The organism is Vibrio sp. DW001, assembly GCF_029016285.1.
Taxonomy (GTDB): domain Bacteria; phylum Pseudomonadota; class Gammaproteobacteria; order Enterobacterales; family Vibrionaceae; genus Vibrio.
In genome coordinates this window covers 3723756-3736363 of record NZ_CP091975.1, presented here as the reverse complement: position 1 = coordinate 3736363, position 12608 = coordinate 3723756, and the positions used below count along the sequence as shown (strand labels likewise).

Sequence of the window (12608 nt, the reverse complement as noted above, 5' to 3'; positions counted from 1 at the left end):
CTCTTTAAAAAGCTAATATGTCGTTGTTAATGCAAATAAAATAGTTTATTTGGCATTCTTTTTTAGTACGGCATAATAAAAACCGTCCATATCTTCTTCCCCGGGGAGAATCTGTCGCCCCGGGCTTTCAATATCAGAGCCGATAAGCTCTGCGTTATTCGTTCTTTTTAAAAAATCAATTACTTGTTCACTGTTTTCTTGTGGGGTAATTGAACAGGTAGCATAAACCATTGTGCCACCTGTTTTAAGTTGCTGCCACATAGCGTCAATAATTTCACTTTGAAGTTGTGCTAAAGCCACAATGTCATTGGCGCGACGTAACCATTTTATGTCAGGGTGACGTCGAATAACGCCCGTTGCCGAACAAGGAGCATCTAGAAGGATGCGGTCAAATTTTTCACCTGTCCACCATTCTTCTGGTTTACGGGCATCACCACATATTACTTTTGCACTTAGGTTTAGTCGGTCAAGGTTTTCATAGACCCTTTTTAGCCTATATTCATCGGAATCTATGGCGACGACTTGACTGTTTTTGATGCGCTCTAATATATGAGCCGTTTTTCCACCTGGAGCGGCACAACAATCAAGAATGCGTTCATTTTCTTGTGGTTTCAAGAAGTCGACCGACAACTGTGCTGCCGCGTCTTGAACGGAAACCCAACCTTTATCAAATCCTGGGAGGTTGCTGACATCTGTTGGTTTTTCTAGCTTTAAGGCATTTTTAGCATGAGGGTGAATGGTTGCATTGATCTCTTCATTCTTTAATAAAGCTAAATATTCATCTCGACTGTGATGTACTTCGTTCACTCTTAACCACATTGGTGCCTTGCTGTTATTAGCCTCAATAATCGATTCCCAATTATCAGGGTAGGCACTTTTCAGTAGCTTAAGTAACCAACCTGGGTGGCCATATTTTCCAGCGTCATTGCTTACTGCGAATTGGTCTAATTCTTGTTGATTTCTTTGGTAGCTTCTTAATACTGCATTGATAAGGCCGCTTAAGCTTTGTCCTTTAAGGTTTTTTGTTGCTTCGACCGTTTCGCCAACGGCCGCATGAGCAGGAATGCGCATAAAACTTAATTGGTAAATACCAACTAACACCAAATGATGAAACACTCGTTTTTTCCCTTTTAAAGGGTTATCCATTAGTTTATTTGCAATGGTTTCGAGCCTTGGCAAGTAGCGGAGCGAGCCATAGCAAATTTCTTGCAGTAATGCATGGTCACGTGGCTTTATGGTTTGTTGGGCGGCAGGAAGAGCAGTAGATAAAGATTGACCTTTATCTACTACTTGGAAAAGAACGGTGGCTGCGGCTGCACGAACATTCATTTTAAAAACCTAATTTCATTTTAACAGTAGTGATCGTTATAAAAACGGGCACATTAGTATGATCTAAAAAGAAGAGGCTAGCGGGAGGCTAGCCTTAATTATCTGTCTCTAGAGTAATTGTCTACCTACTTCAAACCAACTACTGCGTGAGTTGAGGACATCTTGAACAGGCATGGGTTTTTTCCCTGGAATTTGAATCTGTTCTAGCACTAGAACATTATTTCCAGTGGCGATATATATACCATGTTTATCGGCTTGTAATATCGTCCCAGCTTCTCTGTCATTTTTGATGTTTTCGACTCTGCTACGCCAAACCTTAATATTGTTATCTGCAACACTAAAATAGCTCATTGGCCATGGGTTAAAAGCTCGAACGCAACGTTCAATTTGTTCTGCATCGAGTGACCAGTCTATCTTTGCTTCTTCTTTCGATAGTTTTTTTGCGTAATTAGCAAACGCATCATCTTGTTTTATAGGATTTGCTTCAGCGCCCGCTATATCAGACAAACAGTTAATCAGTGCACTCGGTCCAAGATTAGCCAATTTGTCGTACATTGACGCGCTTGTATCTGTTGCTTCAATTGGCAACGTATCTATATTGAGCATATCCCCTGTATCTAACCCAATATCCATCTGCATGATAGTGATACCTGTTTGCTCATCCCCAGCCCAAATTGAACGCTGAATTGGAGCGGCACCTCGCCAACGCGGAAGAATCGAACCATGTACATTAATGCAGCCCAACTTTGGAGTGTCTAATACTCGTTGTGGTAGTAATAAACCATACGCAACAACAACCATTATGTCGGCATCGAGGTCAATGAGTTGTTGTTTCGCTTCATCTGACTTGAAATTCTCTGGCTGAAAAACGCTAATATTATTTTCTATTGCGATATTTTTCACAGGACTAGCGGTTAGCTTTTTACCGCGACCTGCTGGGCGATCTGGTTGAGTATATACAGCAATGACCTCGTGCTCCGAAGACAACAACGCCGCCAAGTGGCGGGCGGCGAAATCCGGAGTACCGGCAAAGACAATACGTAGTGATTGGCTCAAGGTAACCTCGTTGTTAATTGTTTTTTTCGTTGAAGCGTTTAATTTTTTCGAGCTTATCTTTAATTCGCTTACGCTTTAAAGGCGATAAATAATCAACAAAAAGCTTTCCTTCTAAATGGTCCAATTCGTGCTGAACGCATATAGCTAAAAGGTCATATGCCTCAAAACTGAATTTTTCGCCATTGCGGTCTAATGCTTCTACCGATACTTCCGAAGCTCTTGGGACTAAAGCTCTTGCTCCGGGAACGGATAGACAGCCTTCTTCTATACCATCATCACCACGTTTATCAGTGATTTCTGGATTAATTAATACCATCGGCTGATCGCGAGAATCGGAAATATCGATAACGACGATACGTTGATGGAAATCAACCTGAGTTGCTGCAAGGCCAATGCCTTCTTCTTCGTACATGGTTTCAATCATGTCATCGACGAATTTTTGGATCTGTGGAGTGACTACCTTGACTGGTTTAGCGACAGTGCGAAGGCGATCATCCGGGAATGTTAATACTTCTAATACAGACATAAATAACTCTAAAAATTGAACTGTGTCCAAACCGCGAAACAGTGAATAACGCAATTCTAGACATTTAATAGATCAAATGACAGCATCCTGAAATCTCAATATTCAGGAATAAAAGCCACGATCTGACTATTTTACTCTTTTTTTACTCGAAATTAGTATTTTTTTTAGTCTCTTCTTTTTTTTGTATACCAGTTCGATCTAAATCTGCACTAGAGAGAGGTTATTAATGTGTGAAAAAACGCTTTCGGCATGGTTAACACTTAGTTTTACCCCCTATATAGGTAGTCGTAATTTCAGTAAGTTAGTTGCTATTTCTTCTCCGGAGAATATCGTCAGTTTTTCTCGAAAAGAATTAGAATACTTAGGGTTAAAACCACAACAGATCGATTACATCAAACGAGATGCGGCGAAAGATGTGGATTATTGTCTTTCATGGCAACAATCCGGTTCAGCTAATAGAGTGATGACTTTAATCGATAATGATTACCCGGAACTCCTCAAGAAAATCGGGCTCCCTCCTCCTATCTTGTTTATCAAAGGGGATGTTGATTGTCTGTCTGAGCCACAAATTGCCATCGTTGGAAGTCGAAATGCGAGCGTTGATGGTTTAAATAATGCGAAAGCTTTTTCTGGTGACTTGGCTCGTAAGGGAATAACGATTACTAGTGGGTTAGCATTGGGTATTGATGGTCACGCGCATGATGGTGCTCTAAAAGCGGGAGGAAAAACAATTGCAGTGCTTGGTTCGGGTTTAGAGAGTATTTATCCTGCTAAGCATCGTGACCTTTCGGAAAGAATTATAGAAAATGGTGCTTTGGTATCGGAGTTTAGACCTAATGGGTTACCTAAACCCGAACACTTCCCTCGTAGAAATAGAATCATTAGTGGACTGTCTTTAGGTGTGCTTATTGTCGAGGCTGCGCAAAAAAGCGGTTCGTTGATCACGGCAAGGTATGCGAATGATCAGGGTAGAGAAGTATTTGCGCTGCCAGGTTCTATTCATAATCCTCACGCCAAGGGAGGAAATTCGCTAATAAAAGAGGGAGCAAGCCTTGTTCAGTCCTCAAGTGATATGCTGAAAGAGATAGACAGTTTGTTGAACTGGTCGATTAACAATCAAAGAGAGCTATTTTCTACTGAAGATGAAAAAGAGCAATTGCCATTTTCGGCACTCTTGGCTAACGTAGGGGGAGAAGAAGCTGTATCGGTTGATATTTTGGCACAGAGGACCCATATCCCAGTGAATGAAATTATGATGCAGCTTCTAGAGCTAGAACTTCAGGGGCATGTTGCAGCTGTATCTGGCGGTTATATTCGAACGAGGAGGGGTTAGCTATGATGGACATCTTGATGTATCTGTTCGAAACCTACATCCATAATGATGCAGAGTTAATAGTCGACCAAGACGAACTTGAAGATGAGTTACTAAGGGCGGGTTTCCACCAAGAGGAAATCTATAAGGCGCTCGATTGGCTCGAAGATTTGGCGGCGCTTCAACAGAGTGATCAGCGTTCTGCGATTGCAAAGGGCGCGTCAACCTCGACAAGAATCTACACTGAAGACGAAAAATGTCGCCTTGATGTTAAGAACAGAGGTTTTTTACTCTTTTTAGAACAGGTTAATGTGTTAACAACTGAAACTCGAGAGATGGTTATTGATCGGGTTATGGGGTTAGAAACACAAGAGCTACTGCTTGATGATTTAAAATGGATCATTTTAATGGTGCTGTTTAATGTACCTGGAAATGAGAATGCTTATACGCTTATGGAAGAGTTACTCTATACCGCAGAAACGGGCATATTACACTAAACTGGATCGTCAAGGCATGTATGAGCGGAAAGATAAATAACCAGCTATTTGAAGCACATGAACATGCACTAGAGCATGATTCTTGCCCTTTATGTGGAGATACACATGGAGGAGAGCTTGCCCTTCGACATGGAAAATCAGGACGATTTCTTGGGTGTACTCGCTACCCCGATTGTGAGTACATCAAAACGCTTCATAATAATGACGGACATATCGTTAAGCCTTTAGGTATCCCATGTCCTGAGTGCGAAAACGAGTTGGTTCTTCGACAAGGTCGTTATGGCATGTTTATTGGCTGTAGCGGTTATCCTGAATGTCATCATATTGAATCACTTGATCAGCCCAGCGAAGAAGAAACAGAGTCGTTTAAGTGCCCTGATTGTGCTGGGGGTCATCTTGTCGAGCGAAAATCTCGTTTTGGAAAGATTTTTTGGGCTTGTGATAATTATCCCGAATGTAAATTTGCAGTTAATCAACCGCCTAAGAACGGTAAATGTGAAAACTGCGGGTATCCCCTTTTAGTTGAAAAAAACGGCTCTAAGGGAGTTGGTCTTCAATGTGCCGAGCGAAAATGTCAGCATATTCAAAAAAACTAACGGCGCAGATAGCGCCGTTTTTTTATTTTAGTTCCCGCTGTGCTCTAGTTTGATAGCGTAGTGTTTGAGGGCAGGAAATGAAGCCTCATCCAGTATCTCTGATAGGGTAAGTAATTGCTCACTTAGTTCATAGTAATTGTCAGCACTGACATTGATGTGTCCCATCTTTCTTCCCGGGCGTTTATCTTTGCCATACCAATGAATATGGCATGCTTGTTCTTTTAATACTCCCGTTGGAAGCGAGTCTTCACCGAGAATATTTATCATCGCTGTTGGTCGAATTAGATTGGTGCCACCTAGTGGTAGTCCGCAAACCGCCCGTAGATGATTTTCAAATTGGCATACTTCTGCGCCTTGTTGAGTCCAATGTCCAGAATTGTGTACTCGTGGAGCGATTTCATTGACTAGCAATTTACCGCCAACATCGAAAAACTCTAAAGCGAGTACGCCAACATAGTCTAATGTCTTTGCTACGTTGGTAAACATTTGCTTAGCTTGTGATTGTAGGGCTGGGTCGATTATTGCGGTAGAAAGAGATAAAACACCATTGGTATGGATGTTTTCCGCAAGTGGATAAACAGCAATTTTGCCATCTTTACCTCTGGCTCCTACTAGAGAAACTTCTCGATCAAATGGTATAAACGCTTCTGCAACGATGGCTTGGTTTGGTGATTCAGCGATGCAAGCTTTTACTTCGGGCCAAATATTGTCTGCTTCTGAGTGACTCTTGAGTCGCCACTGGCCTTTTCCGTCATAACCTCCGAGCGTGCTTTTCAAAACCATGGGCATACCGACTATTTCGATGGCTTTTGCAAAGTCCTCTTGTGTATTTACTACGTGGTATTTGGCGTTAGCTACGCCCGCTTTATCTAATAAGGCTTTCTCTAATCTACGGTCACCACCAATCTTAATGGCTTCAGTACTAGGTAGAAACTTTCCACTTGCTTGGCAAATATCCAAAATGTTATGCGGAATATGCTCGAATTCGGCTGTGATAACATCGGCTTGATCGATAGCGTTTTCTAACCCGTGGCCAAGTAGTGCTTGAGTCAAAGGGTGGACAATATTTTCACTCGTCACATCAAATGCAGAGATTTGAATATTGAGAGGAGCCCCAGCTAGTGACATCATTCTGGCCAATTGGCCAGCACCTAGTACAAGAACGTGCATTAGTATTAATCCTCTGCAGGGTTAGGGTTCGCCAAAACGGTTTCGGTTTGCTCTTTACGAAAATCTTCTACTTTTGCCATTACTGCTTCATCATTCGTTCCAATTATTTGTGCTGCGAGTATACCTGCATTTGCTGCACCTGCTTCGCCAATCGCCAACGTTCCAACTGCAATACCTTTTGGCATCTGGACAATCGATAATAGTGAGTCCATTCCTTTTAATGCACGGGATTGAACGGGGACACCTAATACTGGTAAACAAGTGAAGGCCGCTGCCATACCAGGAAGATGAGCCGCACCACCAGCGCCAGCAATGATGACCTTTAGCCCGCGTTCCTTTGCGCTGTTTGCATAATCAGCTAATAGCTGCGGAGTCCGGTGAGCCGAAACAACTTTTGTTTCGTAAGCTACACCAAATAGATCTAACATTTCAGCAGCAAGTTTCATGGTGGGCCAATCTGATTTAGAACCCATAATAATTCCGACTTTCATCGCTAACTCCTACAAATTAGTTCATTCATTGTTAGTTGATATTTTCCGCGCATTATAAGGTTAAAATGACACAAGGAAAACGTTTGCGTTAGTTATTTTTAAATAGTCATTAGCGGCTTAGCATAAGAATTTGTACACTAAGATGAGTATTGGGGCCATAAAGTAGAAAAATGAGTAACTTTGACCAAGTAATTGAAGCGTTAATGAGTGGTAACGTAATTGCCTATCCAACAGAGGGTGTTTTCGGTGTAGGCTGCGATCCAGATAATGATGAAGCAATAAACAAGCTTCTCGATGTAAAAAAAAGAGCCGTAGAAAAAGGACTTATATTAGTTGCGGCCACCTACGAACAGCTTGCTCCTTACATTGACACCTCTTCATTGAGTACTGAACGATTAATTGAAATTAAAGAATCGTGGCCGGGACCAGTTACTTGGGTTATGCCTGTTAGTCACCTGACATCTAATCTCGTTACGGGTCAGTTCGATACGGTGGCGGTTAGGGTGACCGATCATCCGTTGGCTCAAAAAGTTTGTATGGCGTTTGGGAAACCAATTACCTCGACAAGTGCGAACCTATCGGGGCAACCAGCGTGCATGACGACAGAAGAAGTTACTGCTCAACTTGGGAATACTGGTGTTATTGTGTTGGAAGGCAATACTGGAGGTAGAAGTAAACCTTCAGAGATAAGAGATGCATGTAGTTCTACAATATTAAGACATGGATAGCGGTATCTACAGTGATTAAAATTACATCTGCGGTGAAAAATTATGTCTACAGTGAATAAAGAGCAAGTAAAATCATTTTTGTTAGGATTACAAGATAGCATCTGTCTCCAAGTAGAACAGGCAGACGGTGGAGCCACATTTGAGCAAGATGCTTGGAAAAGAGAGCTTGGGGGGGGAGGTCGAACTCGAGTTCTTAGAAACGGTGTTGTATTCGAACAGGGGGGAGTAAATTTCTCTCATGTTTATGGTGAAAAAATGCCAGCCTCTGCTACTGCTCATAGGCCAGAATTAGCTGGCCGAAAATTTGAAGCTATGGGGGTCTCACTAGTTATCCATCCTAAAAATCCTTATATCCCTACATCTCACGCTAATGTTCGATTTTTTATTGCAGAAAAAGAAGGAGAAGAACCCATTTGGTGGTTTGGTGGAGGGTTTGATCTGACGCCTTTTTACCCCTTTGAAGAAGATTGCATTCAATGGCATCAAAAAGCGAAATCTATTTGTGAAGTGTTTGGACAAGAGGTTTACGCCGAGCACAAAAAATGGTGTGACGACTATTTTTACTTACCGCATAGAGATGAAACGCGTGGCATTGGTGGTCTGTTTTTTGATGACCTGAATCGATGGGAGTTTGATAAATGCTTTTCCTATATTCAAGCCGTAGGTGAAGGGTTCACTTGTGCCTATTTACCGATAGTAGACAAAAGAAAGTCAATGGAATATGGCGATCGTGAACGCCAGTTTCAACTATATCGACGTGGACGCTACGTTGAGTTCAACTTAGTGTACGATCGAGGTACGCTATTTGGATTGCAAAGTGGAGGAAGGACAGAGTCGATACTGATGTCGATGCCCCCATTAGTTAGATGGGAATACGATTTTCAACCAGAGGCCAATAGCGCAGAGGCGCTACTCTATAAAGAGTATTTGAAGCCCAAAGAGTGGGTTTAAGTTATTGGCTAAGCGAACTTGAAATGATAGGGTCATCTTAGATGGCCCTTTTTATTTATTACAGTAGGCAAGGATATGGCTGGTACCACTGATAAATACCTCGTATTTGGCAACCCAATTTCACAAAGCAAATCTCCCTTTATTCATACTCTGTTTGCGAGACAAACTGCGCAAAACATGGAGTATTCAAGCTGTGGACCTGAAGTCGGTCTTTTTTTAACCGCCGTGGAGCGGTTCTTCAGGGAAGGGGGGAGAGGGTGCAATATTACGGCACCATTTAAGGAAGAAGCATTTCAATTTGCTGATAGGCTGACTAAACGAGCGGAATTGGCTGGCGCGGTCAATACGCTTAAAAAGCTCGATGATGGTGAGATAATCGGCGATAACACAGATGGTGAGGGTCTTGTTCAGGATCTTATTCAGTATCAAGTGCCACTAGAAGGTCGCCGTATTTTGTTACTCGGCGCTGGCGGAGCTGCGAGGGGCGTGATTAAACCTTTATTAGATCAAAAACCAAGTAAGCTTACCTTAGTCAATCGAACATTCGAGAAAGCAGAACAACTTGCCCAGATATTTACACCTTTCGGTAATGTCACTACGGAATATATAGATGAAATAGATAGTCCATTTGATGTGGTTATCAATTCAACTTCTGCTAGCCTATACAAAAAAGTTCCGAGTATCAGCCCTAAAATTTTTGGTGCGAACACTGTCGCTTATGATATGACCTATAGCGCAGGGATGACCACCTTTAACCAATGGGCAAGGGAGAATGGTGTTGCACAGATTCATGACGGGCTTGGTATGTTGGTTGGTCAGGCGGCCGAAAGTTTTATGCTGTGGCGAGGGCTACGTCCGGGAACCAAACAGATACTAAGAGAGCTTCGAAAAAATTTGGAGGGTCAGTAATGAATCAATCGATATTGTTCTCTGATATCCAAGAATGGAATGACAAACGAGAGGTTGTAGAATTTACTGCGCAACAGGCGGGTTCGTTAATTAAATGCACTATCTCACGACAACGACTGACAGCGATGTCAGGAACCATTGAGCTACATTCAGATATTATTTTAGATGTTTTTTCTGAGTATCGATTCGATATTGAAGAGATAGCCGAAGACATGATCGAGGACGAACGCTTTAACGACCTCGATCAAGTTGAAATTATTTAATAGGGTTGACGTGTTCTAGATAGTCGTTTTTATTTGCTACATAGTTATCTGCCGATTTCTTTAAAAAGGCCAGTTCTTGTTCTTTCAAAGGTCGGGCTTGTTTAACTGGGCTGCCGACATAGAGGTAGCCACTTTCTAATATCTTATTTGGTGGTACTAGGCTACCTGCACCAATCATGACATTTTCCTCTATCGTGGCACCATCTAAAACAATGGCAGCCATACCGATAAGTACACAATCGTTAATTGTGCATCCATGTAACATTACTTTGTGTCCAATGGTTACGTCGTTTCCTATGATGAGTGGGTAACCCCTGGGATTGTCTTCTGACTTATGAGTAACATGTAACACACTGCCATCTTGGATATTTGAGCGTTGACCTATATGAATATGATTAACGTCGCCTCTAGCTGACACAAAAGGCCAGATACTCGAATCATCTCCAACCTTTACATCACCAACTAAAACTGAAGTCTCGTCTATATACACGGAGGTACCAATTTCAGGGTGTATTCCTTTAAAGCTTTTCAATTTGCTCATCATTTATCCCTTTTATTTACTTATATAGAGTATATGCAAATAGTAAAGTTAGTAAAACTGGCCTTTAGTGGATGAAAACTGTCCAAACAGTAAATAAATCGTAAAAATCCTAAAAAAGGGGTTGCCAATATCCTTGAGCTCTCTATAATGCGCCAACACTGACACGGCACAGCCCACAAGGGTTAGCGCAGAATGTCAGTTAGGTGAACAGCCTAGTGAAACGAAGTTTATTCTCATTTTTTGTAAAGTGAAAAATAAATAAAAAAGTGTTTGACACTTCACGTGAAATCGCTAGAATGGCCGCCTTGCTTAAGACAGACCTTAACGGGAATATCGAAGCAACGCTCTTTAACAATTTAAACCTATATCAATCTGTGTGGGCACTCGTTGATGGCAATCGAAGATGATTCTCTGCTTTAGGGCACGAAATCAACAACGGTTTCAATGAACTGAGTGACCTAATTTGATGCTTACTTTGTTTTTATTTTTTTAAAAGTGAAAGCGAATTAACGTCGAACACAGTTATTTAAATATCACTCTGTTGGAGTGATAGAACTTTAAAGAACATTTTATTATTTAACCTTTGGTTATCTAAAGTAAAAGGCAATTTAAAGTCAGTATTCATTGAGCCAAAAAGAACTTAAATTGAAGAGTTTGATCATGGCTCAGATTGAACGCTGGCGGCAGGCTTAACACATGCAAGTCGAGCGGAAACGAAATTAACAATCCTTCGGGAGCGTTAATAGGCGTCGAGCGGCGGACGGGTGAGTAATGCTTAGGAATTTGCCCAGTTGAGGGGGATAACTATTGGAAACGATAGCTAATACCGCATACGCCCTACGGGGGAAAGGAGGGGACCTTCGGGCCTTCCGCGATTGGATAAGCCTAAGTGAGATTAGCTAGTTGGTGGGGTAATGGCTCACCAAGGCGACGATCTCTAGCTGGTCTGAGAGGATGATCAGCCACACTGGAACTGAGACACGGTCCAGACTCCTACGGGAGGCAGCAGTGGGGAATATTGCACAATGGGCGAAAGCCTGATGCAGCCATGCCGCGTGTATGAAGAAGGCCTTCGGGTTGTAAAGTACTTTCAGTAGTGAGGAAGACAGTAAGTTTAATACGCTTATTGTTTGACGTTAGCTACAGAAGAAGCACCGGCTAACTCCGTGCCAGCAGCCGCGGTAATACGGAGGGTGCGAGCGTTAATCGGAATTACTGGGCGTAAAGCGCATGCAGGTGGTTTGTTAAGTCAGATGTGAAAGCCCGGGGCTCAACCCCGGAAGGTCATTTGAAACTGGCAAACTAGAGTACTGTAGAGGGGGGTAGAATTTCAGGTGTAGCGGTGAAATGCGTAGAGATCTGAAGGAATACCAGTGGCGAAGGCGGCCCCCTGGACAGATACTGACACTCAGATGCGAAAGCGTGGGGAGCAAACAGGATTAGATACCCTGGTAGTCCACGCCGTAAACGATGTCTACTTGAAGGTTGTGGCCTTGAGCCGTGGCTTTCGGAGCTAACGCGTTAAGTAGACCGCCTGGGGAGTACGGTCGCAAGATTAAAACTCAAATGAATTGACGGGGGCCCGCACAAGCGGTGGAGCATGTGGTTTAATTCGATGCAACGCGAAGAACCTTACCTACTCTTGACATCCAGAGAAGCCAGTGGAGACACAGGCGTGCCTTCGGGAGCTCTGAGACAGGTGCTGCATGGCTGTCGTCAGCTCGTGTTGTGAAATGTTGGGTTAAGTCCCGCAACGAGCGCAACCCTTATCCTTAATTGCCAGCGAGTTATGTCGGGAACTTTGGGGAGACTGCCGGTGATAAACCGGAGGAAGGTGGGGACGACGTCAAGTCATCATGGCCCTTACGAGTAGGGCTACACACGTGCTACAATGGCGCATACAGAGGGCAGCCAGCTAGCAATAGTGAGCGAATCCCAAAAAGTGCGTCGTAGTCCGGATTGGAGTCTGCAACTCGACTCCATGAAGTCGGAATCGCTAGTAATCGTAGATCAGAATGCTACGGTGAATACGTTCCCGGGCCTTGTACACACCGCCCGTCACACCATGGGAGTGGGCTGCAAAAGAAGTAGGTAGTTTAACCTTCGGGGGGACGCTTACCACTTTGTGGTTCATGACTGGGGTGAAGTCGTAACAAGGTAGCCCTAGGGGAACCTGGGGCTGGATCACCTCCTTAAACGATGATTGCGCATGATGAGTGTCCACACAGATTGAAATAGG

General features: G+C 43.0%; 13 protein-coding genes and 1 rRNA gene. 8 read left to right on the top strand and 6 right to left on the bottom strand.

Annotation, left to right across the window (positions count from 1 at the left end):
* Nucleotides 1–45: 45 nt before the first annotated feature.
* The 3 genes from rsmB to def form a co-directional block, all read right to left on the bottom strand.
* Entirely contained in the window at nucleotides 46–1329 is a 1284-nt protein-coding gene (rsmB, locus tag L3V77_RS17130) for a 16S rRNA (cytosine(967)-C(5))-methyltransferase RsmB (RefSeq protein WP_275135177.1), read from the bottom strand.
* A gap of 108 nt (nucleotides 1330–1437) precedes the next feature.
* Complete coding sequence (fmt, locus tag L3V77_RS17125; protein WP_275135176.1) at nucleotides 1438–2385, bottom strand: methionyl-tRNA formyltransferase; 948 nt, start codon at nucleotides 2383–2385, stop codon at nucleotides 1438–1440.
* A gap of 13 nt (nucleotides 2386–2398) precedes the next feature.
* Nucleotides 2399–2911 (bottom strand): peptide deformylase, encoded by a 513-nt coding sequence (gene def, locus L3V77_RS17120; RefSeq protein WP_195704710.1) that lies wholly within the window; start codon nucleotides 2909–2911, stop codon nucleotides 2399–2401.
* 226 nt (nucleotides 2912–3137) lie between these two features.
* Between def and dprA the strand changes: the two genes are divergently transcribed.
* The 3 genes from dprA to L3V77_RS17105 are packed head-to-tail and all read left to right on the top strand — an operon-like array spanning nucleotide 3138 to nucleotide 5316.
* Nucleotides 3138–4244 carry a DNA-processing protein DprA gene (dprA, locus tag L3V77_RS17115; protein ID WP_275135175.1) on the top strand — a complete coding sequence of 369 codons (1107 nt, stop codon included), beginning with the start codon at nucleotides 3138–3140 and terminating at the stop codon, nucleotides 4242–4244.
* A gap of 2 nt (nucleotides 4245–4246) precedes the next feature.
* A complete protein-coding gene (locus tag L3V77_RS17110) occupies nucleotides 4247–4720 on the top strand; it encodes a DUF494 family protein (RefSeq protein WP_275135174.1) in 474 nt (157 codons plus the stop codon).
* A 20-nt stretch (nucleotides 4721–4740) separates the two neighbouring features.
* Nucleotides 4741–5316 (top strand): topoisomerase DNA-binding C4 zinc finger domain-containing protein, encoded by a 576-nt coding sequence (locus tag L3V77_RS17105; protein WP_275135173.1) that lies wholly within the window; start codon nucleotides 4741–4743, stop codon nucleotides 5314–5316.
* A gap of 27 nt (nucleotides 5317–5343) precedes the next feature.
* Here the strand turns inward: L3V77_RS17105 and L3V77_RS17100 are convergent, their stop codons facing one another.
* Nucleotides 5344–6486, bottom strand: a complete 1143-nt coding sequence (locus tag L3V77_RS17100) for a 5-(carboxyamino)imidazole ribonucleotide synthase (RefSeq protein ID WP_275135172.1) — start codon at nucleotides 6484–6486, stop codon at nucleotides 5344–5346.
* Nucleotides 6487–6491: 5 nt separating this feature from the next.
* Entirely contained in the window at nucleotides 6492–6977 is a 486-nt protein-coding gene (gene purE, locus L3V77_RS17095; protein WP_275135171.1) for a 5-(carboxyamino)imidazole ribonucleotide mutase, read from the bottom strand.
* Nucleotides 6978–7147: 170 nt separating this feature from the next.
* On the opposite strand from purE, the gene L3V77_RS17090 reads away from it, so the two are divergent.
* From L3V77_RS17090 to L3V77_RS17075, 4 genes are all read left to right on the top strand, one after another.
* Nucleotides 7148–7705 carry an L-threonylcarbamoyladenylate synthase gene (locus tag L3V77_RS17090; RefSeq protein ID WP_275135170.1) on the top strand — a complete coding sequence of 186 codons (558 nt, stop codon included), beginning with the start codon at nucleotides 7148–7150 and terminating at the stop codon, nucleotides 7703–7705.
* Between the two features lie 42 nt (nucleotides 7706–7747).
* The gene (hemF, locus tag L3V77_RS17085; RefSeq protein WP_275135169.1) at nucleotides 7748–8656 is read left to right on the top strand and encodes an oxygen-dependent coproporphyrinogen oxidase; all 909 of its coding nucleotides are present in this window, start codon (nucleotides 7748–7750) and stop codon (nucleotides 8654–8656) included.
* Between the two features lie 75 nt (nucleotides 8657–8731).
* Complete coding sequence (gene aroE / locus L3V77_RS17080; protein ID WP_275135168.1) at nucleotides 8732–9565, top strand: shikimate dehydrogenase; 834 nt, start codon at nucleotides 8732–8734, stop codon at nucleotides 9563–9565.
* Nucleotides 9565–9828, top strand: a complete 264-nt coding sequence (locus L3V77_RS17075; protein WP_275135167.1) for a DUF1488 domain-containing protein — start codon at nucleotides 9565–9567, stop codon at nucleotides 9826–9828. Before aroE ends, L3V77_RS17075 begins: the two co-directional genes overlap by 1 nt.
* Here the strand turns inward: L3V77_RS17075 and L3V77_RS17070 are convergent.
* Nucleotides 9821–10369, bottom strand: a complete 549-nt coding sequence (locus L3V77_RS17070) for a gamma carbonic anhydrase family protein (RefSeq protein ID WP_275136804.1) — start codon at nucleotides 10367–10369, stop codon at nucleotides 9821–9823. The genes L3V77_RS17075 and L3V77_RS17070 overlap by 8 nt on opposite strands.
* A 642-nt stretch (nucleotides 10370–11011) precedes the next feature.
* Here L3V77_RS17070 and L3V77_RS17065 point away from each other — a divergent pair.
* Nucleotides 11012–12564: ribosomal RNA gene (locus tag L3V77_RS17065) — 16S ribosomal RNA — on the top strand.
* The last annotated feature ends 44 nt before the right edge of the window (nucleotides 12565–12608 follow it).

What these genes read in the sequence shown, in the direction of transcription:
- rsmB (WP_275135177.1), bottom strand. Translation starts at nt 1,329, where the DNA reads ATGAATGTTCGTGCAGCCGCAGCCACCGTTCTTTTCCAAGTAGTAGAT.
- def (WP_195704710.1), bottom strand. Translation starts at nt 2,911, where the DNA reads ATGTCTGTATTAGAAGTATTAACATTCCCGGATGATCGCCTTCGCACT.
- dprA (WP_275135175.1), top strand. Translation starts at nt 3,138, where the DNA reads ATGTGTGAAAAAACGCTTTCGGCATGGTTAACACTTAGTTTTACCCCC.
- L3V77_RS17110 (WP_275135174.1), top strand. Translation starts at nt 4,247, where the DNA reads ATGATGGACATCTTGATGTATCTGTTCGAAACCTACATCCATAATGAT.
- L3V77_RS17105 (WP_275135173.1), top strand. Translation starts at nt 4,741, where the DNA reads ATGAGCGGAAAGATAAATAACCAGCTATTTGAAGCACATGAACATGCA.
- L3V77_RS17100 (WP_275135172.1), bottom strand. Translation starts at nt 6,486, where the DNA reads ATGCACGTTCTTGTACTAGGTGCTGGCCAATTGGCCAGAATGATGTCA.
- purE (WP_275135171.1), bottom strand. Translation starts at nt 6,977, where the DNA reads ATGAAAGTCGGAATTATTATGGGTTCTAAATCAGATTGGCCCACCATG.
- L3V77_RS17090 (WP_275135170.1), top strand. Translation starts at nt 7,148, where the DNA reads ATGAGTAACTTTGACCAAGTAATTGAAGCGTTAATGAGTGGTAACGTA.
- hemF (WP_275135169.1), top strand. Translation starts at nt 7,748, where the DNA reads ATGTCTACAGTGAATAAAGAGCAAGTAAAATCATTTTTGTTAGGATTA.
- aroE (WP_275135168.1), top strand. Translation starts at nt 8,732, where the DNA reads ATGGCTGGTACCACTGATAAATACCTCGTATTTGGCAACCCAATTTCA.
- L3V77_RS17075 (WP_275135167.1), top strand. Translation starts at nt 9,565, where the DNA reads ATGAATCAATCGATATTGTTCTCTGATATCCAAGAATGGAATGACAAA.
- L3V77_RS17070 (WP_275136804.1), bottom strand. Translation starts at nt 10,369, where the DNA reads ATGAGCAAATTGAAAAGCTTTAAAGGAATACACCCTGAAATTGGTACC.